This is a genomic window from Frankia sp. CcCS3 (assembly GCF_977927575.1).
On the sequence record NZ_CDWRCL010000060.1, the window covers coordinates 1 to 18409 of the forward strand.

17 protein-coding genes and 2 pseudogenes are annotated in these 18409 nt (G+C 71.3%); 9 read left to right on the plus strand and 10 right to left on the minus strand.

The genetic code is table 11. The annotated features are described in order from the left end of the window. Window positions 1-14 precede the first annotated feature (14 nt). The 6 genes from AC08OQ_RS07955 to AC08OQ_RS07980 all read left to right on the plus strand — a co-directional run bounded on the left by AC08OQ_RS07955 (window position 15) and on the right by AC08OQ_RS07980 (window position 6304). Entirely contained in the window at window positions 15-902 is an 888-nt protein-coding gene (locus tag AC08OQ_RS07955; protein WP_476599715.1) for a hypothetical protein, read from the plus strand. 91 nt (window positions 903-993) lie between these two features. Then, window positions 994-1803: a DUF5996 family protein gene (locus tag AC08OQ_RS07960; protein WP_462187423.1), complete on the plus strand. Its 810-nt coding sequence runs from the start codon at window positions 994-996 to the stop codon at window positions 1801-1803. Between the two features lie 82 nt (window positions 1804-1885). Beyond that, a complete protein-coding gene (gene pepN, locus AC08OQ_RS07965; RefSeq protein ID WP_476599713.1) occupies window positions 1886-4471 on the plus strand; it encodes an aminopeptidase N in 2586 nt (861 codons plus the stop codon). A gap of 149 nt (window positions 4472-4620) precedes the next feature. Beyond that, complete coding sequence (locus tag AC08OQ_RS07970) at window positions 4621-5193, plus strand: DUF6529 family protein (protein ID WP_476599712.1); 573 nt, start codon at window positions 4621-4623, stop codon at window positions 5191-5193. A gap of 22 nt (window positions 5194-5215) precedes the next feature. Continuing rightward, complete coding sequence (locus AC08OQ_RS07975) at window positions 5216-5698, plus strand: Rieske (2Fe-2S) protein (RefSeq protein ID WP_462187425.1); 483 nt, start codon at window positions 5216-5218, stop codon at window positions 5696-5698. Between the two features lie 60 nt (window positions 5699-5758). Then, window positions 5759-6304: an FHA domain-containing protein gene (locus AC08OQ_RS07980; protein WP_476599710.1), complete on the plus strand. Its 546-nt coding sequence runs from the start codon at window positions 5759-5761 to the stop codon at window positions 6302-6304. Between the two features lie 65 nt (window positions 6305-6369). Here the strand turns inward: AC08OQ_RS07980 and AC08OQ_RS07985 are convergent, their stop codons facing one another. The 9 genes and pseudogenes from AC08OQ_RS07985 to AC08OQ_RS08025 form a co-directional block, all read right to left on the minus strand. Continuing rightward, the gene (locus tag AC08OQ_RS07985) at window positions 6370-6666 is read right to left on the minus strand and encodes a TFIIB-type zinc ribbon-containing protein (protein ID WP_476599708.1); all 297 of its coding nucleotides are present in this window, start codon (window positions 6664-6666) and stop codon (window positions 6370-6372) included. A gap of 66 nt (window positions 6667-6732) precedes the next feature. Further along, window positions 6733-7842: an aminoglycoside phosphotransferase gene (locus AC08OQ_RS07990; RefSeq protein WP_476599706.1), complete on the minus strand. Its 1110-nt coding sequence runs from the start codon at window positions 7840-7842 to the stop codon at window positions 6733-6735. A 13-nt stretch (window positions 7843-7855) separates the two neighbouring features. Beyond that, window positions 7856-8655: pseudogene (locus AC08OQ_RS07995) on the minus strand (class I SAM-dependent methyltransferase). A gap of 863 nt (window positions 8656-9518) precedes the next feature. Further along, complete coding sequence (locus AC08OQ_RS08000; protein ID WP_476599705.1) at window positions 9519-10037, minus strand: hypothetical protein; 519 nt, start codon at window positions 10035-10037, stop codon at window positions 9519-9521. Window positions 10038-10362: 325 nt separating this feature from the next. Then, window positions 10363-11853, minus strand: coding sequence for an NAD(P)/FAD-dependent oxidoreductase (locus AC08OQ_RS08005; RefSeq protein WP_462203657.1), 1491 nt, complete (start codon window positions 11851-11853; stop codon window positions 10363-10365). 649 nt (window positions 11854-12502) lie between these two features. Further along, window positions 12503-13087 (minus strand): NAD-dependent epimerase/dehydratase family protein, encoded by a 585-nt coding sequence (locus AC08OQ_RS08010; RefSeq protein WP_476599702.1) that lies wholly within the window; start codon window positions 13085-13087, stop codon window positions 12503-12505. A 125-nt stretch (window positions 13088-13212) separates the two neighbouring features. Then, window positions 13213-13545 (minus strand): annotated as a pseudogene (locus tag AC08OQ_RS08015) (NAD-dependent epimerase/dehydratase family protein); the annotation flags it as partial. 108 nt (window positions 13546-13653) lie between these two features. Then, on the minus strand, window positions 13654-14793 hold the full coding sequence (locus tag AC08OQ_RS08020; protein ID WP_476599700.1) for a sensor histidine kinase: 1140 nt from the start codon (window positions 14791-14793) through the stop codon (window positions 13654-13656). Window positions 14794-14863: 70 nt separating this feature from the next. Further along, window positions 14864-15613: a response regulator gene (locus tag AC08OQ_RS08025; RefSeq protein ID WP_476599698.1), complete on the minus strand. Its 750-nt coding sequence runs from the start codon at window positions 15611-15613 to the stop codon at window positions 14864-14866. 182 nt (window positions 15614-15795) lie between these two features. Here AC08OQ_RS08025 and AC08OQ_RS08030 point away from each other — a divergent pair, with 182 nt between their 5' ends. Genes AC08OQ_RS08030 through AC08OQ_RS08040 form a run of 3 tightly spaced genes read left to right on the plus strand, consistent with a single transcriptional unit; the run spans window position 15796 to window position 17890 of the window. Continuing rightward, entirely contained in the window at window positions 15796-16476 is a 681-nt protein-coding gene (locus tag AC08OQ_RS08030) for a glycosyltransferase family 2 protein (protein WP_476599696.1), read from the plus strand. Further along, window positions 16473-17180, plus strand: a complete 708-nt coding sequence (locus AC08OQ_RS08035) for a TIGR04282 family arsenosugar biosynthesis glycosyltransferase (protein ID WP_476599694.1) — start codon at window positions 16473-16475, stop codon at window positions 17178-17180. Before AC08OQ_RS08030 ends, AC08OQ_RS08035 begins: the two co-directional genes overlap by 4 nt. Next, complete coding sequence (locus AC08OQ_RS08040; protein ID WP_476599692.1) at window positions 17174-17890, plus strand: methyltransferase domain-containing protein; 717 nt, start codon at window positions 17174-17176, stop codon at window positions 17888-17890. The genes AC08OQ_RS08035 and AC08OQ_RS08040 overlap by 7 nt, the downstream gene beginning before the upstream one ends. On the opposite strand, the gene AC08OQ_RS08045 is transcribed toward AC08OQ_RS08040, so the two are convergent. After that, window positions 17823-18308 (minus strand): hypothetical protein, encoded by a 486-nt coding sequence (locus AC08OQ_RS08045; protein ID WP_476599690.1) that lies wholly within the window; start codon window positions 18306-18308, stop codon window positions 17823-17825. The two genes, AC08OQ_RS08040 and AC08OQ_RS08045, sit on opposite strands and share 68 nt — an antisense overlap. Window positions 18309-18409 lie beyond the last annotated feature (101 nt).

Sequence of the window (18409 nt, forward strand, 5' to 3'; positions counted from 1 at the left end):
GCTAAAGCAGGTGAATGTTTACGTTCGAGGGGCCCGGCCACGTCTCGCTGGAATGGGCGATCAGATGGCAGCTGTTCGACCGGGCCCCGAGCGGCAGCGTGCTTGACACCGGTAGTGACACCTACCATGTCGTGCGGTCCTGGCTCGATCTCGATCCCTACCTGGTCCTCGCCGGTATTGCGGCCGCGGTTCCCCTGCTCGCCCTGCGGCGGCTGCGGGTCGTCGCCGGACTGCTGCTGCTGCAGTTCGCCTTCGTTTTCCGCAACGGCTACCTGCCCAACCCCTACATCACCGCGATGCTCCCATTCGCCGCGTTGTGCGTGGCAGGGCTGCTCGACGCCGTCCTGCCGAGTGGAGCACAGCCGCGACGCGGTCCGCCGCATCATGCCCGACCGGAGTCGAAGTCAGAGTCGAGGTCGGGGCCGACCGCGGCCACGATCGTCAACGGCCTGCGCTGCCTCGTGGTCCTTGTGGCCCTGTCCGTGGCCGCCGCGACGGTGATCCCGGACTGGACACCGAAGATCCGCACCGCGCTCACCCGGGACGCGAGTGCCCCGAGCCGCGAGGCGACCCGATGGTTTCTCGCGAATATTTCCTCCGAGGGCACCGTCATCACTGACGACATCGCCTGGACCGACCTCACGATCGCCGGGCGCCGGCCGCTGCCAGTGCGGTTCTACAAGCTGGACCTCGACCCTCAGGTGCGCGGCCGGTTCCCCCACGGCTGGCGTGACGTCGACTACCTGATGATGGGCAAGCCCCCCGACTCGGTGCTCGGTGAGATCCCGCTCGTCGCCGAGGCGCTCCGGCACTCGGTGGTCCTCAAGTCGTTCGGCGACGGGGAGATCGAGATTCGCCGGGTCATCGTCCCGGACTGCCGTGGCCGGCCCGACCGCTGCTGAACCGTGACGTCCTCCCCCGGGATGCGTGGAACACCTTCGGTGTTCAGGCTGGCGCTGTCCGCTCCACTTCGTTCGGTTCGGAGGGATCGCCATGGTCGAGATGCTGGCCCCGTTCCCGTTGTCCTGCTGGGCCGAGACCAGGCAGACCGTACACCGTTACCTGCAGGTCGTCGGCAAGATCCGGCTGGCCGCGAGCCCACGGCGCAACCACTGGTGGAATGTGCCGTTCCAGCTGACCGGCCGTGGACTGACGACGCGTCCGATGGGCCAGCTCGACGGAAACCCGATCTTCACCATCGACTTCGACTTCGTCGGTCATGAGCTGGTCGTCCAGCGCCTGGACGGCGAGACGATCTCGTTTCCCCTGGTCGCGCAGTCGGTAGCGTCGTTCTACCGCCGCACCTTCGACGCGCTGGCGGCACTCGGCATCAAGATCCGCCTTGACCATCCGCATCCGTTCGATCTGCTGGACGCGGCACGTCCGTTCAACGAGGACACCGAGCACGCCGCCTATGACCCGGCGGCGGTGGCCCGCTACTGGCAGACGCTCAGCCAGGTCAACCTGCTGTTGGAGGAATTCGCCGCCGGATTCAGCGGCAAGGTCAGCCCGGTCCACCATTTCTGGCACACCTTCGACATCGCCCATACCCGATTCGCCGACCGGCCCGTCGACCAGTCCGCCGAGACCGATCCGGTCACCCGGGAGGCCTATTCGCGGGAGGTGGTCAGCTTCGGAGTCCTCCCGCTCGCGGCCCTCGAACGCAGCCCGGACCGGCGGGCCGGCGTCCTCGGCTTCTACGACAGCGCCTACCGGGCCGGGGCCGGCCGGGCCGGTTGGGACATCGAGCGGTTCGCCTGCCCCCACGGCGTCACCGACCCTGTCCTCGCCCCTGGGCACTGACATCGACGAGCCACCCGGCAAGATCGGAGGGGTGACCGGGTCCGCGCCGGACGGGCGACGAAGCATCCCATAAGTTCGCCGTATGCACAGCCTCACCCGGGACGAAGCCCTCGCCCGTGCCGGCCTGGTCCGCGTTGACGGCTACGAGATCGAGCTCGACCTGACCGCGGCGCGCACGTCGACGGAGTTCGGCTCGACGACCAGGGTGCGCTTCAGCCTCCGTTCCCCCACGGACGGCTCTCTCGCCACGGACGGCTCGTCGGCGGGTGGCGAACCGGCGCTGACGACGTTCGTCGAGCTCAAACCGGCATCCATCCAGCAGCTGTGGCTCAACGGCCAGCCGCTGGACCCCTCCGCCGTCGACGGCAACCGGCTCCCCCTCGCGGCGCTGCACGCGACGAACGAGCTCGTGGTGACGGCCACGATGAGGTACTCGAACACCGGCGAGGGGCTGCACCGGTTCACCGACCCGGAGGACGGCGAGGTCTACCTGTATGCGCAGACCTTCCTCGACGACGCCCAGCGGATGTTCGCCTGCTTCGACCAGCCCGATCTCAAGGCGCCGGTGCGCCTGAGCGTGGCCGCACCCCCCGACTGGACGGTGCGGGCGAACGGCGCCGGGAAGCAGACCTTGCCGGGGCGGTGGGAGTTCACCGAGACGGCCCCCCTGGCGACCTACTTCGTGACGGTGGTCGCGGGGCCGTACCACCTCGTCGAGGACTTCCACGACGGCATCCCGCTCGGGCTGCTCTGCCGCCGCTCGCTCGCGCCGTACCTCGACGCCGACGCGGCGGAGATCTTCGGCATCACCCGGGCCTGCCTGGACCGCTACCACGAGCTGTTCGCGAGCCGGTACCCGTTCGGGACCTACGATCAGGCGTTCGTGCCCGAGTTCAACGCCGGCGCGATGGAAAACCCGGGGTGCGTGACCTTCCGGGACGAGTTTGTGTTCCGCTCGGCGGTGACCGAGGCCGAACGGGAGCTGCGTGCCGTCGTCATCGCCCACGAGATGGCCCACATGTGGTTCGGTGATCTGGTCACCATGCGCTGGTGGGACGACCTGTGGCTGAACGAGTCGTTCGCCGAGTACATGGGCTATCGGGTGACCGCCGAGGCGACGCGGTTCACCGGGGCGTGGACCAGCTTCGCCGTCGGTCGCAAGAGCTGGGGCTACGCCGCCGACCAGCGGCCGTCGACGCACCCGGTGGCCCCGGCCGACGTCCCCGACACCGCGCTCGCCCTGCTGAACTTCGACGGCATCTCCTACGCCAAGGGAGCGTCGGCCCTGCGGCAGCTGGTCGCCTGGGTGGGCGACGACGCCTTCCTGACCGGGCTGCGGGCGTACTTCGCCCAGCACGCCTTCGCCAACGCGTCCCTGGCCGACCTGCTCGCCGCGCTGACCACGGCGAGCGGCCGGGACCTCGCCGGCTGGGCCGAGGTGTGGCTGCGCCACGCACAGGTCAACACGCTGCGCCCCGAGATCACGATCGGTTCCGACGGCCGCCTCGCGCAGGTCACGGTGATCCAGACGGCACCGCCGACGCACCCGACGCTGCGTCCGCACCGCATCGGCGTCTACGGCCCGGCAGAGCCGACCGACCCGACCGAGCCGATCGTGCTGCTCCGCCGGGTGGAGGTGGACATCGATCCGGCGGCGCCGGACGGGCGCACCGGGATCGCGTCACTGGTCGGGAGCGAGGCGGGATGCCTGCTGCTGGTCAACGACGGCGACCTGACCTACGCCAAGGTCCGTTTCACCCCGGCCGACCTCGCCGCTTTGCCCACCGTCCTGCCGCGGACGGCCGATCCGCTTGCCAGGGCGATCATCTGGGCGGCCGCGGCCGACGCGACCCGGGACGCCGAATGGCCCGCCGCCGACTATCTGACGCTCGCCGTGGGTGCGCTGCCCCGGGAGACCGAGATCGCTGTCTTCGAGGACGCCCTGCGTTTCGCCCGGGCCACCGCGCTGAACCGCTACCTCGCACCGTCGGCGCGACCGGCGGCCGCGCAGGAGCTCCACGCCGCCTGCGCGCGGGTCCTCGCGGCCGCCGCACTGGGAGGCGGTCATCAGCTTTCCGCCGCCCGCGGGGTCATCGGGTGCAGTGGACCGGCGCAGGCGGGAACACTGGCGGCGTGGCTCGCCGGGGCGGGCGTGCCGGCCGGACTGGTCATCGACCCGGACCTACGCTGGACTCTGCTACACCGGCTGGTCGTACTCGGGCGGGCCGGGGAGGCGGAGATCGCGGCCGAGAGCCGGCATGATCGCAGCGCCCGGGCCGCTGAGCATGCGGCGCGGGCCCGCGCCGCCGTCGCCGATCTCGAGGCGAAGGCCCGGGCCTGGCGGACGATCGTGGACGACGACACGATGTCCGCCCGGCTCGTCGCCGCGACGGCCGAGGGTTTCTGGCAGCCTGAGCAGGCGGATCTCACCGACGGGTACGTCTCCCGCTACTTCGAGCAGATGCCGGCGATGGCGGCCCGGCGATCCCCGCACGCCGCCCGGCAGATCGCCACCTACGCCTATCCGCAGTTCGCCGTGTCTGTGGGGACGGTGCGGGAGGCGGACGCCCTGCTGGCCCGCGATCGTCTCGACCCGCTCCTGCGCCGCGTCGTTGTCGACGCGACCGACGAACTCCGCCGAGCGGTGCGGGCCCGTCTCCGGCCCTGACGCCGGGCCCTGCTCCGGCCCGCCCGTCATCCAAGCCGCCGGCATCGTCATCCCACTGACGATGTCCTCTCCCCGACGGCTCTGGACGCGCCCGCGTTCTTTCCGGCATAGTTCGCGCAGCAAGGATGTCTCAGGGGACGGGGGGCGGTATGGCAGCCGGCACGGACCGGGCCGAACGGCAGACGAATGCGGGTACGGCATTAGGCGTTGCCTTGTTGGTCGGTGCCGCCGTCGCGGTGTCGACCGGTGTGTACGCGAGGGTTCATGAACCAGCCGGGCGGCCGCTGTTCACCCTCGGTTTCTCCGGCATGCTGCCGATGAAGGCGTGGCTGACGACGGCCGCCGCCGTTCTGCTACTCGTTCAGCTGGCCACGGCACTGTGGATGTGGGGACGGCTGCCCGGCGCGGGCCCGGCGCCGAGCTGGGCCGGCCCGCTGCACCGATGGAGCGGGACGACCGCGTTCGTCCTCACCCTGCCAGTGGCCTTCCACTGCATCTGGGCGCTGGGCTTTGCCAGCGATGGCACCCGGGTGCTCCTCCACAGCCTCCTGGGCTGCGCCTTTTACGGGGCCTATACGGCAAAGATGATCAGTCTACGGACCAGCGGGTTACCGGGGCGGGTACTGCCCGTGCTCGGCTCGACGGTTCTTGTTCCCCTGGTCACAATCTGGTTGACGGCTTCACTGTGGTTTTTCACCCAGTCCGGTATTCCGCACGTCTGAACAGGATCCCGAGGAAAAAGTCATGACGCAGGAAACACCGACGCGGCGCCTCGTGGCCCCCGGCCTCGCGGTCACCGTCGCCGCGGGTGCCGTCGGGTATGCCGTCGCCAGCTGCAGCGACGCGGCCGATCCGAAGCCACGGCAGGCGACCGCGGGCGGGACCCGCGGGGGTAGCGACGGTTCGGGCGCGGGCAACGGCGGCGGCCAAGCCGGCGGCACGGCGCCCCTCGCCCGGGTCGACGAGGTGCCGGCCGACGGCGGTCTCATCCTCGGCGACGCCGGCCTGGTGCTCACGAGGAACGCCGCCGGCACGATCCAGGGTTTCTCCACCGTCTGCACCCATCAGGGATGCTCGGTGAACGCGATCGAGAAGGGCCGCATCCTCTGCCCGTGCCACGGCAGCGCCTTCGACACCCGCACCGGGGAACCCGTCGCGGGGCCGGCGAAACAGCCGCTGCCGCCGGTCGCTGTCACCGTCCGCGACAACGCCGTCTTCCCCGCCTGACCCCCGCGCCCCGATCGCCCGGATCTCGGCAGGAGCCGGATCCTCTCAGGAGGAGAAACAGTGGACCCGACAGGGCTGCGGATCACCGTCCCGTCCGGCCAGAGCGTGCTGTCCGCCGACCGCAGTCACGTCGTCGGCCGCGGCCGTGACTGCGATGTCGTCATCGCGGACGGCCGGGTGTCCCGGCGTCACGTCCTGCTGGAGCCCCGCGGCGACGCCGGGTGGCTCGCCCAGGACGTCAGTTCCAACGGCATCTGGGTGGACGGCGCCCGGACCGGCAGCGTTGCCCTGACCGACGGCGAGGTGCGGGTGCATCTCGGCGCGGCGAACGGGCCGACGGTCGTCCTGGCCCCGGTCAGTCCTACGCCGCGGCGCCCGCCCGCCGCGCCCGACGACCCGGACGTCGGGGCCCTGGCGACCGTGCTGGCCGGCCAGGGCGGCCGCATCGATCCCAGCCCCGTCCCGGCGGCGGCGGGCTCCGCCCAGGTCCCGGCTCAGCGTCACGCCGGCCACTCGCCCGTGGCGAGCTGGCTGCGCGCCCTGCCCACCTTCGTGTGGCTCGCCGCGGTTGGCTTCACCCTCGGCGCGTTGCTCGCGCTGTCCTGAGCGCCGCCCGAGGGCCGGCCCCGCCCCGGAGTTGACGTCGGGTTGACGGCCGGCCGGAGCGCGGGTCAGGAGGAAAACAGCAGCCGGGCGAGGCCGCCGTGCTTGTGGTGGCGCCCATGCCCGCCGTGCCCGTAGGGAGTCCCCCAGGCGGGCTGGGCATAGTGCCCCGGCTGGGCGTGGGGCGCAGCCGGGGGTGGCGGCGGGGGCTGGGACCACTGCGCCTCGAGCCGGGTGATGGCCTCCAGCTCGCCGTAGTCGAGGAAGATGCCCCGGCATCCGTCGCACTGCTCGATCTGGATGCCGTTGCGGTTGTACGTCCGCATCATCGCGTGGCACTTGGGACACTGCAGGGTGTAACTCATGCCGAACCTGCCGTTCATGGCGGGGAGACATCCTTGGCTGCGGGTAGCGTACCGATCCCGCGGAAGTCAGCCGGTGGATAGTCGAGATCCGGACGGGTACGGGCCAACCCGGGCCATCCGCCGGCAGCACTCGACGAAGGCATCGGAGATCGGATCAGGTTCGGGCCCGGCACCGGGCGCGTCGCCGTCGAGACGCGCGGCGACCGCGATGGCCGCGTACTGCACGACAATCGCGCGGGCGGGCAGGTCCAGGGCCGTCCAGGGATCCTCGCCGCCCGGCAGCGCCGGGCCGCCACCGGCCTGGTAGCCGTCGACGAACCGCGCCCAGACGTCCATCGGCAGCAGGCCGGCCGCGTACCAGGCCGCCGGCCGGGCCAGGTCCCATACCGGGTCCCCGAGCCCGAGATCGTCCACGTCGATGATGCGCCAGCCGAGTCGGGGCAGCGCGACGAGCTGTCCGAAGTGCCAGTCACCGTGGATGATCGTCAATGGCCGCGCCGGCCGGCGTGACCGTCCCGGTCGGGTCGGTTGATCCGGTTGATCCGGTTGGATCTGGTGGTGCAACGCCCACTCGGGCAGGGTCGCGGCGGCGCGCAGGACCACCTCGGCACGTGGATGGCCGGCCTGGTCGCGCAGTCGAGCCACGTCGTGCCGCAGCCGGCGGAGCACCGTGGCCCGGGGGAGCACGAGGAGATCCGACGCGGTGACCGGGATGCGATGCAGACTCGCCAGCAGCGCGGCAGCCTCGGCCCAGGGAACGGCCTCGGCCCAGGGAACATCGTCGACCTGGTCCAGTCCGAGCGTCGAGCCGGCCGGCCAGGCACTCACCCATCGGTCGTGGACCCGGACGGCGAGCCCGTCCAGACCGGTATGGGTGGCGTGGGACGGCGGGGACGGCAGAGGCAGCGGGGACGGCAGGGGCAGCGGGGACAGCAGGATGTGGCCCAGGCGCGGCTGGGCCACGAGCCGGAGCCGGGCCGCGAGCGGCTGTGGGTCGGATCCGGGCGGGTGGGCCTTGAGCACGACGTCACCGTGGCGCACGATCAGCCGTTCACCGTGGTGCGACAGCACGACGGGAGCCTCCCGGCCGCCCGGTTGGAGCCGGCGGGCGAGATCCGCCATGCCCGTCAGCAGAGCGGCGTGCGGGGCGGCGTCGCCAGTCAGGGTGGTGGTCACGAGGCCGATGCCTTCACCGCGTCGGCTTGCGTAGCCGCCAGATGCATTCGGAGGGCCAGCGGCGCGCCCATGCCTCGTCGCCGCGTTCGGGCTGGGCGGGTGCCGGTTCCTCGCTGTGATCGTCGGATGCCGGCGGTGCCGGGCGAGGTTCCAGAAGATCTTCGATGACGAGGTCGTTGTCCCGGAAGAGCCTGATCCAGGTGCCGTAGGGAAGGTTGGCGCTGACCAGGCCGTCGGCCTCGGCCAGCAGACGCAGCCCGAAGTAGTCGCGGGTCAGGCGACTGCCGGGGGCGTCCCGGCCCGGCGCCACGGTGATCTCGTAGATCGGGCTGACGTGGCTGAAGGCGAGCAGGCCGCCGGGGCGCAGCACGCGTGCGGCCTCCGGCACGGCCCGGAAGGGGTCCGCGAAGGAGAAGGCGCCGTGGTCGGCGAAGACGATGTCGAACGAGCCGTCGGCGAAGGGCACCGCCTCGGCACTCGCCTGGACCAGGGGGAAGGACAGTCCGGTCTCCGCGGTGAGCCGTCTGCTGTGGTGCAGCTGCCGTTCGGAGAGGTCCAAGCCGATCGGTCGGCCCCCCGCCGGACCAGCGCGCTCGACCACTGGCCGCCCCCGCAGCCCATCTCCAGGATGTCCCGTCCGGTGACCTCACCGAGCACGCCGAGCCGTGATTCCGGAACGGCCCACAGCCCCCAGGAGATATCGCCGGTGAACACCTGCCGGCGGATCTGCGGGGCGTTCAGTCGCTGGTAGTCGTCGGAGATCTCGTTCCAGCGGGCACGGTTGGTCCGTACGTGGGCAGCACTGTTGATCATCCATCCCTCGTCCTTCTCCGGGTGGCCACGGACTGCGCGCCGACCGCGGTGCCGGGGCAGGCCACCGCGGCACGACGGCCTTCCTGCCTGCCTCGACGAATCAGTCGGTCATCGTATGAGACCAGGATGATCCGGGCACACCCGTGGCTGGTGATGCCTCGCCGCTCGTCAGCGGGTCGGCGCGCCCGGCCTCGTGCCGCGGCCGGGCACCGATGATCGTTCCGTCGTTCCCGCTGCTCACCATGGCGCCGGCCCGGGTGCCGAAATGTAGGCAAAGTAGCCGGACGAGTGATGGATGGGATGAGTACGGTGCGCCTGTCTCCCGGATGACGCCCTGGTGGTGGATGCGTCTGGACAGGCTGTGATGGAGCGTGCACCTTTGATCGCGTGGTGAGGCAACGAAAAAGATCCAGTCGGTATTTTCGGCCGCCAGACGAGCGGCTCAGCCTGGGCCTGATGACCTGCTCGTCCTGCAACGGCACGCAGTATCAGACGCGTCCGCAGGCGGAAGTGGACGAGGACGGTCTTTTCGACGGTGACGCCAATATCAAGTGTCGGGAATGCGGCGGAACCGGAAAGGTTCCCCTGCCATGAAGAACTCGATGCCCGTTCAGGCCGACTTCTTGTACCTGCGGTGTCCGGAACATCGGGGACGGCGTCCCCGCCAGGGGCTGAAGACGATGATGCGGCCGGGGGCACCGTGCCCGCGGTGTCGCATGGTCCGCGCCGCGGACCTCGAATGCGAGGGCTGTCCGGAGCTTCCTCCGGACGAGCCGGATGGCGGAGGGAGGGGGACGCCGCCGTCACGCTGACAGGCGTCCCCCAGGTGATCTTCGGTGCCGGGATAGGCCCTCGGCGGTGGGTCAGTCCTTGGGCTGGGCGACGACCACCGCCGTGCGGGTGCCGTCCTTGACCGTTGCGCCCACCCGGACCGTCACCCCCGGGTGGAGGTCGGAGACCTTCGCGGTGTCCCCGTCGATCCGGAACCGGGTATCGGCGTTGATCACATAGGTGCCGACGTAGCCGTCCTCACTGGTGACCGTCAGGGAGGTGGGGCTCACCGCGGTCACCTTCCCGCGCTGCCCCGCCACTACCTGGAAGCCCTTGTCGGTTTTGACCGTTGCCTCACCGCGCACGCCGCCGCCGGCCCAGAGGCCGCCATGGGGACGCAGCCCGTCGTGGGAACGCAGCCGGGCCTCGGCGAGTCGCGGATGGTCGCCCAGGAACGCGTGGTCGGCCGGGGCGGCTGCTGCGCTGGCGGTCCGGTCCGGGGTGGCGGACGCGGCTGTCCCGCCGAACCCGAGCCCGACCCCCAATCCGAGCCCGAGCAGACCCGCTGCGGCGACCCCCGCACCCCATCGTCCGGTCAGGAAGCTGCGCATCTGTGTCGTCCTTCCGTGTCGCGTCACCACGCCGCGAACCGGTCGTCGGCCCTGAGCGGCGACGACCGGCCGGGCGCCGCGCGCCACGGTGGCACGCGGTCGGAGCCCACGATGCGACAGCGAGATGTGAGGAACGTGCGGGCGTGGTGCGAACCACGTGGAAGGCCGGTTCCCGCGGTGGCGGACCCGGGCGGTACCTCGACGCGGCAGTACCTGGCCCGGCGGTACCTCGACGCGGCAACCGTCCGCCCCGGCGGATGCCTGCGGGCGGACGGTGCGTGCTCCGGCCGATCGATCGGGACGGAGGCCGGATCCGCGCTACGCGCTAGACCCGGGACGGTTGCCGGCTGTCCTCGTCCTTGGCCTGCGGCTGCATCGGCACGATCGTCCGGGCCCCCGTCCAGGACGGCGCCTCCTGACTCGCGTGCGGGGGCAGGGACGGTGCGAAGTCCGTTCCGAGGCGTTGGACCGCGACCCGAGCGAAGATCTGCTGCTCGGTGACGGTACGTTCCGACCGGCCCCGGCCGATGAAGCTCACCGTCCAGTGAAGCAGAGTGGTCAGCCGGTGCTTGAACCCGATGATATAGACGAGGTGTACGGCCAGCCAGACGAGCCAGGCGAAGAAGCCGCTGAACTGCACCTTGCCGATGCTCGCCACCGCGCTGAACCGCGAGATGGTAGCCATGCTGCCCTTGTCATGGTATTCGAACGGTCGGCCCGTCTGCTTGCCGGCGACCCAGGCCTGGATCTCCTTGGCGGCGTGCCGGCCGCCCTGGATCGCGACCTGCGCCACGCCGGGCAGCCGGTTGATGCTCGCCATGTCCCCGATGACGAACACCTCCGGATGCCCCGGCAGGGTGAGGTCGGGCAGCACCTCGATGCGGCCGGCGCGGTCGAGCCCCGCACCGGTCTGCTCGGCGAGCTGCCGGCCCAGCGGGCTCGCGGCAACGCCGGCGGCCCAGACCTTGCAGACCGAGTCGATGCGCCGGCGGGTGCCGTCGCTGTCCTCGACGTCGATGCCGGTCGCGTCGACATTGACGACCTTGGCGCCCAGCTGCACATCGACGCCGATTTTGGTCAGCTTGTCGGCCGCCTTCGCGCCGAGCCGCTCGCCGAACGGCGGCAGGACGGCGGGTGCGGCGTCCAGCAGGATGACTCGGGCCTTGGCAGGGTCGATGCTGCGGAAGTCCCGCCGCAGGGTCCGGCGCGAGAGTTCCGCGATCTGTCCGGCCATCTCCACGCCGGTGGGGCCCGCCCCGACGATGACGAAGGTCAGCAGCCGCTCCACGTCCGCGGGATCGGTGGACGCCTCGGCGAGCTCGAACATCCCGAAGATCCGGCCGCGCAGCTCGAGCGCGTCGTCGATGCTCTTCATGCCCGGGGCGTGCGTGGCGAAATGGTCGTTGCCGAAGTACGACTGGCCCGCGCCCGCGGCGACGACGAGGCTGTCGTAGTGGTGCACGGTCGTGCGACCCAGCAACTGGGACGTGACCGTCCTTGCGTTCACGTCGATGGTGGTCACCTCGCCGAGGACGACCTGCGCGTTGTCCTGCCGGCTCAATACCTCACGGGTGGTCGGGGCGATCTCGCCCTCGGACAGGATGCCCGTTGCCACCTGGTAGAGCAGCGGCTGGAACAGATGGTGCGTCGTCTTCGCGACGAGGGTGACCTCGACCGGTGCTTTGCGGAGGGCCTGCGCGGTGAACAGACCTCCGAAGCCAGACCCGATGATCACTACTCGGTGCGGGGAGGTGCTTCGCTCCTCGAGCCGTTCCGGTTCGCCGGCCTGCCCTGTCTGGGCGCTGTCCGTGGTCACGATCCTTCTCCGCTCAGCCTCTTGACTCCGGCGGTGCCCCTTGGCGCCGCGAAGATCATATACCTGATGGTGCCGGACCCCGGCTACTATTTTCCGCCGTATATCCGAGATGGGATCGTGTTTATCATCACCTCCTGTCGCCGGATAGCGTCGACGGGGCATGTGGCATGCAACACAATTCGTGGGCGATTGATACCTCGTCGAGTGGTGCGCCCAGTTCGGGGGCAACCGTGAGGTGGGCACTGAAGATCGTGTCTGGCCGGAAGGCTGCGGCGCCTGGCCGAACGGAAATACGGCGAACCGGCCCCGCGGACGCGGGCGACCACCCGGTCCCTGGGCCCCGACGGCGGGGATCTGTCTGGCCAGAGCTATGATCATGTTTTCTTCGTGTGGTGGATTTGACTGAGCGCACCTTCTGGGGGTCCGGTTTAGCACATCAGTCTATTCGGATACTGCTTTCACCACCTGCACCTTCATTCGGTGCTCGTTCTTTGACATGACGTTCGCGTCCTGCACGTTCACGGGCAGTTTTCACGGGCAGCATGTTCGGCGGATGCATCTTCGATCTCATGAAGGTGGCCGACGGGGATTAGTCCTTCGTGGGTCTGCCCCGAGCGGGCCAGGGAGGATCGCGGATCCGGGGAGAACCTTAGTCTCGCAGCGGATCATGGGCGAAGGCCCGCATCCCCCCGGCGAAGTCGACCCGCGGCCGGTAGCCGAGAAGATCGTCTGCTCGAGCCGAGGACGCGGCGATGTGGCGGACGTCGCCGACCCGGGAGGTACCGGTCACGACGGGCTTCGGACCGCCGAAGGCACGAGCCAGCGCGTCCGCCATGTCCCCGACGGTGTGGGGATCACCGGAGCCGATGTTGAGGGGAACCAGCCGGCCGGGTGCCTGCGGCTGCTGGGACGCCAGCAGGTTGGCCTGCGCGACGTCGTGGACGTGCACGAAATCCCTCAGCTGCCGGCCGTCCTCGAAGACCCGCGGGGCCCGCCCGTGTTCCAGCGCACTGCGGAAGATCGACGCGACGCCGGCGTAGGGGGTGTCCCGGGGCATCCGCGGACCGTAGACGTTGTGGTAGCGCAGTGCCACGACGGTCCCGCCGGTTTCCGCCGCCCATGCCGCCGCGAGATGCTCCTGGGCGACCTTGGTCGCCGCATACGCGTTGCGGGGTCCAAGGGGGCGTCCTCGTGGACCACGATGGGCGAGAGCGGCCGGTGGCACCGTGGGCACGGCGGCTCGAAACGGCCCGCGTCCAGGTCGGCGGCCTGCCGTGGTCCGGGGCGCACCGGTCCGTCCGTCGGGCAGCGGTAACCACCCTCGCCGTAGACCACCAGGGAGCTCGCCAGGACCAGTCGCCCCACTCCGGCGCGGGCCATCGCCGCGAGCAGGACCGCGGTGCCGAGATCGTTGTTCGTGGCATACGCCGGAAGGTCGTCCAGATCGGCACCCAGACCCACCATGGCGGCCTGGTGGCATACGACGTCGATCCCGCTCAGTGCTTCGGCGACCTGGCCCCGATCGGTCATGTCCCCAACGATCATCTCGGCGGCGTTGTTGACCTGGGGCTTCGTCCGGTGCACCGCCGGAAGCAGGGCGTCGAGGATCCTGGCCTCGCCGCCCGCCGCGACCAGCGCGTCGACAACGTGAGAACCGATGAAGCCGGCGCCACCGGTGACGAGAACCCGCATGACGCCGACGCTAGCGGTGCCGGGACGCGCCGGATCTTACGAACCGCGGAACGTCTCCGGCCCGGCCCCTGTGCCGGCACCGTCGTAACCCCGGGCGGCGTCCGGACGTCAGGACGTGGGGAGCGCGACGACGAAGCGGCAGCCCTCCCGATGGTTGTGCACGGTGACGTCGCACCCGTGCGCCTCGACGATGCCGCGGACGATCGCGAGGCCGATCCCCGACCGCATCCGTGGCTGGTGCGGGTTGTCGTCACCGCCGGGGGTCCGGGCCGACTCGCCCCGGAATCCGAGGTCGAACACGCGGGGCAGCTCCTCCTGCGGGATGCCGCCGCACCGGTCCGCCACGGCGAAGACCGCCCGGTCGGCGTCCGCGGTAGCGGTGATCTCCACCGTTCCGTCGTCGGGGGTGTGCCTGATGGCGTTGACGAGGAGATTGGTCAGCACGCGCCCCACCTCGGCCGCGTCGGCGTCGACGTACCCGGCGTGATCGGCCCGCCCGCTGACGACGACTCCCTTGGCCCGCGCGATCGGGTCCACCGCGGCGATCGCGTCCGAGACGACATCGGCGACGCGCACCTTCTCCAGGCTCAGCCGCAGCGCACCGGCCTGCAGCCGGGCCAGTTCGAACAGGTCGTCGACCATGCCGGTCAGCCGCTCGGCGTCGGCGAGCATCAGCCGGTGGTAGCGGGCCGTCGTCTCGGCGTCCGTGACCAGGCCGTCCTGCAGGGCCTCGGCCGTCGCCCGGATTCCCGCGAGCGGGGTTCTCAGGTCATGACTGATCCAGGCCACCAGCTCGCGGCGGCTCGCCTCCAGGGCCCGTTCCCGTTCCCGCGCCTCGACCAGGCGGACATGGGTCGCGTCCAGGGCCGTCGCCAGCGCGCTGAGCTCGGCGGTCGGAACATGGCCGGCGCCGCGATAGCCCGGCTCGCCCAGGGCCGCCGTCGCTCGGGTCAGCGTCCCGATCGCCGCCACGACCGGGCCACCCAGGCGCACCGCGGATGCCGACGCCACCACCGCCGACACGGCGACCACGATGAGCACGACCCGCAGGTCGTGATCGGAGAGGAACATTGCCTGCGCCGTGCCGGCGACCCCCGCCGTCACCGCGACGACCGGTATTACGCTCAGTGACGTGGCTGTCGCCCACAACGGCCGCTTCCGGAGCGCCCGCAGCAACGGCAGGCCGGTGAGCGCGGCCGCTGTCGAACAGTCGAGCGCGATCCCCATGACCTCCAGGTCGGCGTTCATTGGGGCCTCGCTCTCGCTCTCGCTCGCCGCCCGCCCGTGAGGTCGTCGTCCCGCCGCACCGCCTCGGGTCTCATCCTCGGTGTCGTCCCTCGTCCGGTGCCGCCACCTGTCCGGTGGGGGTGCTGTCGGGGCGCGGGGTGCCGGGATCGTAGCGGTACCCGACTCCCCACACTGTGACAAGCATCCGGGGAGCGGTCGGATCATCCTCGATCTTCTCCCGCAGTCGGCGGATGTGCACGGTGACCGTCGAGGGGTCGCCATAGCTCCATCCCCACACCTGTTCGAGCAGCTCGCCCCGGGTGAAGGCGCGGCCGGGCCGGCGCAGCAGGAAGGCCAGCAGATCGAACTCGCGCACCGTCAGCCCGAGCGGCACCCCGTGCCGGGTGGCGGTCCGCGCGGCTGCGTCGACGACGAGGGGGCCGGCCCGCAGGACGCCGGCCTCCGCGCCCGGCGCCGCTTCGTTCGCCCGCCGCAGCACCGACTGCACGCGCAGGGTCAGCTCCCGCGGCGAGAACGGCTTGGTCACGTAGTCGTCGGCGCCGATCTCCAGACCGGTGATGCGATCCGACTCGTCGGCACGTGCGGTCAGCATGATCACTGGTACCGGTCGGTGCGCCCGGAGCCGGCGGAACACCTCGATGCCATCGAGACCGGGCAGCATCAGGTCGAGGACGACGAGGTCCGGTGGGGTCGTCTCGGCCACCCGCAGGGCCGTGGGCCCGTCCGCGGTGCGGTCGACGTCGAAGCCGGCGTTGCGCAGGTAGCGGTCGACGACCTCGGAGACGAGGGCGTCGTCGTCGACGACGAGCACACGGGCCACCCGGCCACGATAGGTAAGGCGACGGCCGTCTTGACCATGATCGGCTCGGATGTCTCCGCTTCGTAATGCTCGTAATGATCGTCATGCTTGTCGTCGTGTCCGTGCCGAGCCGCCGGACGGGACCCGGGCATTCCTTGTTCCGTAAGGGTTGATCACGCGCGGGCGGCACTACAGTCCCGATCATGTTCACGCAACGTAGTGGGATCGGGGCCTCCGTCGACGTCGTCCTGCCCTGCCTGGACGAGGCCGGGGCGCTACCCTGGGTGTTGGATCGGATGCCCGTCGGCTACTGGCCGATCGTCGCGGACAACGGATCGCGCGACGGTTCCCGCCAGGTGGCGCTGGAACGCGGGGCGGTTGTCGTCGACGTGCCTGAGCGCGGCTACGGCGCCGCCGTGCACGCCGGGCTGCTCGCCGCGGACGCCGACATGGTCGGCGTGTGCGACGCGGACGCCTCCCTCGATCCCGCCGAGCTTCCCGGTCTCGTCGCGCAGTTGCTGGCCGGCCGGGCCGATCTGGTTCTTGGCCGCCGTCGCCCGACCTCGATGCGGGCCTGGCCGCCGCACGCCCGATTCGGGAACGCGGTGGTCGCCGGGCGGCTGCGCCGGCGCGGCGTTCCCGTCCATGATCTGGGCCCGATGCGGGTGGCCCGCCGGGAGGACCTGCTCCGACTGCCCGTGGCCGACCGCCGGTTCGGCTATCCGCTGGAACTGCTGCTGCGGGCAGCCCAGGCCGGTTGGCGGATCATCGAGACCGACGTGGCCTACACCCCTCGGGTCGGGCGCTCCAAGGTGACCGGGACACCGCTCGGCGCCGCCCGGACGGCCCGGGACATGTCCGCCCTGTTGGCGAGCCTCCGGTGAGGCTGCTCGTGATGGCGAAGGAGCCGGTACCCGGGCGGGTCAAGACCCGCCTCACGCCGCCCCTGCGCCCGGACCAGGCGGCGGCCGTCGCGGCGGCCGCGCTCGCGGACACGCTGGCCGCGGTTGAGGAGCTGACCCGCCTGCCCGGGTTCGACGCACTGTGCCCGGTCCTCGTCCTCGACGGCGCGGTCGGCCCGTGGCTGGAGACCTCGTTCGGACGAATCCCGGCCGGACGAATCGCGGCCGGACGAATCGCGATCGAAGTGATGCCGCAGGTGTCGGGGCCGTTCGACGTCAGGCTCGCCGCAGCCTTCGACGCCGGCAGCGAGCCGACCTTGCTCATCGGGATGGACACCCCCCAGGTGACCGCCGCCCTGCTTGCCTCCGCCTGCCACGCGCTGCACGCGACCGACGCGGTGTTCGGTCCCGCCGCGGACGGGGGATGGTGGGCACTCGGCCTGACCACCCCCGACGGCGATCTTCTCCGTGGCGTGCCGACCTCACGCCCGGACACCGGCGCACGGCAACGGGCCCGCCTGTCCGAAGCCGGCCTGACGGTCACAACCCTGCCGACGATGCGTGACGTCGACACCATGGCCGACGCCGACGCGGTCGCCCGGCTCGTGCCCGGTGGGCGCTTCGCCGCGGCGCTGCGCGCCACGCAAGGGGATCGCATCGCCGCCGGCCGGGCCACCGCGTGTTGACCGGCGTCCCCGACGGCCGGTGGGGACCGACGACCGTCTACGAGGCGGGACTGCGTTCCGCCGGTGGACAGCTGTGGATGCGCCGTCCCGACGGGCGACGCGACCCGCTGCCGGTGAACCGCTGGCGTGGCACTCTGCCCCCGGCGGCGTCGACCCCGCGCACCTGCTCCACCGGGGCGCTGTCCCCGGGGGATCTGTCGTTGTTGCGTCACTGCGGCGGCCCGACCCTCGACGTCGGCTGCGGGCCCGGCCGGCTCGCGGCTGCGCTCGCGGCCCGCGGGGTGCCGGCCTTCGGCATCGACGTCGCGCCGTTCGCGGTGCACCTGACCCGGCGGGCCGGTGCGCCGGCGCTACGGCGGGACGTGTTCGGCCGGGTACCTGCCGAGGGACGATGGGCCGCGCTGCTGCTCGCCGACGGGAACATCGGCATCGGCGGCGACCCGATCCGGTTGTTGCGCCGGGCCGGGGAACTCCTCGCCCCCTCCGGCCGGGTGCTCGTCGAACTCGAACCGCCGGGCGCCCAGACCGGCCCGATGCGGGTCCGGCTGGAGGACGCGACCGGCCGGGTGTCGCGGCCCTTCTCCTGGTGCCTGGTGGACGGGGACGACCTGACCGGCCTCGCGCCGGACGCCGGACTGCTAATCACCCGGACCTGGTGCAGCGCCGGCCGGCACTTTGCCGCGCTGCGCCGGCGTCTCCCGACCGGATGATTCCCCGCCGGGCGCGGACCGCCCGACTCACCATGAGGGCCGCCGCGCCGGCCCAGACCGCTCCGAGAACGAGCGCGAGGTTGCGTCCGTACGGCAGCGGGTTCACCGTCGGGTTCCCAGGGTCCCCACCGTAGCCACGCCACAGCGGGAGCGACGACAGGGCGACCGCCGCACTCACCAGCAGTGCGCCCTGTGCGACGGACCGGTAGGGCGGTGGGACCAACCGGGTGAGCAGGAAGCCGACGAGCATCGTCGCGGGCACGAGCAACGCGTCATGGACCAGGACCCCGCCGATCAGCCAGACCACGGTGTTCGGCGGCCGGGTGGCCTGCTGGTGGGTGAGCACGCCGTCGACCCCGTAACCGATTGCGGCCAGCCCGGCCGCCACCGCGACACCGCGCAGTACGACGGCGTTCATACCATCACCACCCGATGTACCCATTTCGTCTGGAGGACCCCGGGCCGGTTCGGCGCGATGAGCCGGGCCGGATAACCGGATCTGTCGCTGATCTTGTGATC

Coding starts and splice junctions, on each gene's coding strand:
- AC08OQ_RS07955 (WP_476599715.1), top strand. CDS start 15: ATGTTTACGTTCGAGGGGCCCGGCCACGTCTCGCTGGAATGGGCGATC.
- AC08OQ_RS07960 (WP_462187423.1), top strand. CDS start 994: ATGGTCGAGATGCTGGCCCCGTTCCCGTTGTCCTGCTGGGCCGAGACC.
- pepN (WP_476599713.1), top strand. CDS start 1,886: ATGCACAGCCTCACCCGGGACGAAGCCCTCGCCCGTGCCGGCCTGGTC.
- AC08OQ_RS07970 (WP_476599712.1), top strand. CDS start 4,621: ATGGCAGCCGGCACGGACCGGGCCGAACGGCAGACGAATGCGGGTACG.
- AC08OQ_RS07975 (WP_462187425.1), top strand. CDS start 5,216: ATGACGCAGGAAACACCGACGCGGCGCCTCGTGGCCCCCGGCCTCGCG.
- AC08OQ_RS07985 (WP_476599708.1), bottom strand. CDS start 6,666: ATGAGTTACACCCTGCAGTGTCCCAAGTGCCACGCGATGATGCGGACG.
- AC08OQ_RS08000 (WP_476599705.1), bottom strand. CDS start 10,037: ATGCGCAGCTTCCTGACCGGACGATGGGGTGCGGGGGTCGCCGCAGCG.
- AC08OQ_RS08020 (WP_476599700.1), bottom strand. CDS start 14,793: ATGAACGCCGACCTGGAGGTCATGGGGATCGCGCTCGACTGTTCGACA.
- AC08OQ_RS08030 (WP_476599696.1), top strand. CDS start 15,796: ATGTTCACGCAACGTAGTGGGATCGGGGCCTCCGTCGACGTCGTCCTG.
- AC08OQ_RS08045 (WP_476599690.1), bottom strand. CDS start 18,308: ATGAACGCCGTCGTACTGCGCGGTGTCGCGGTGGCGGCCGGGCTGGCC.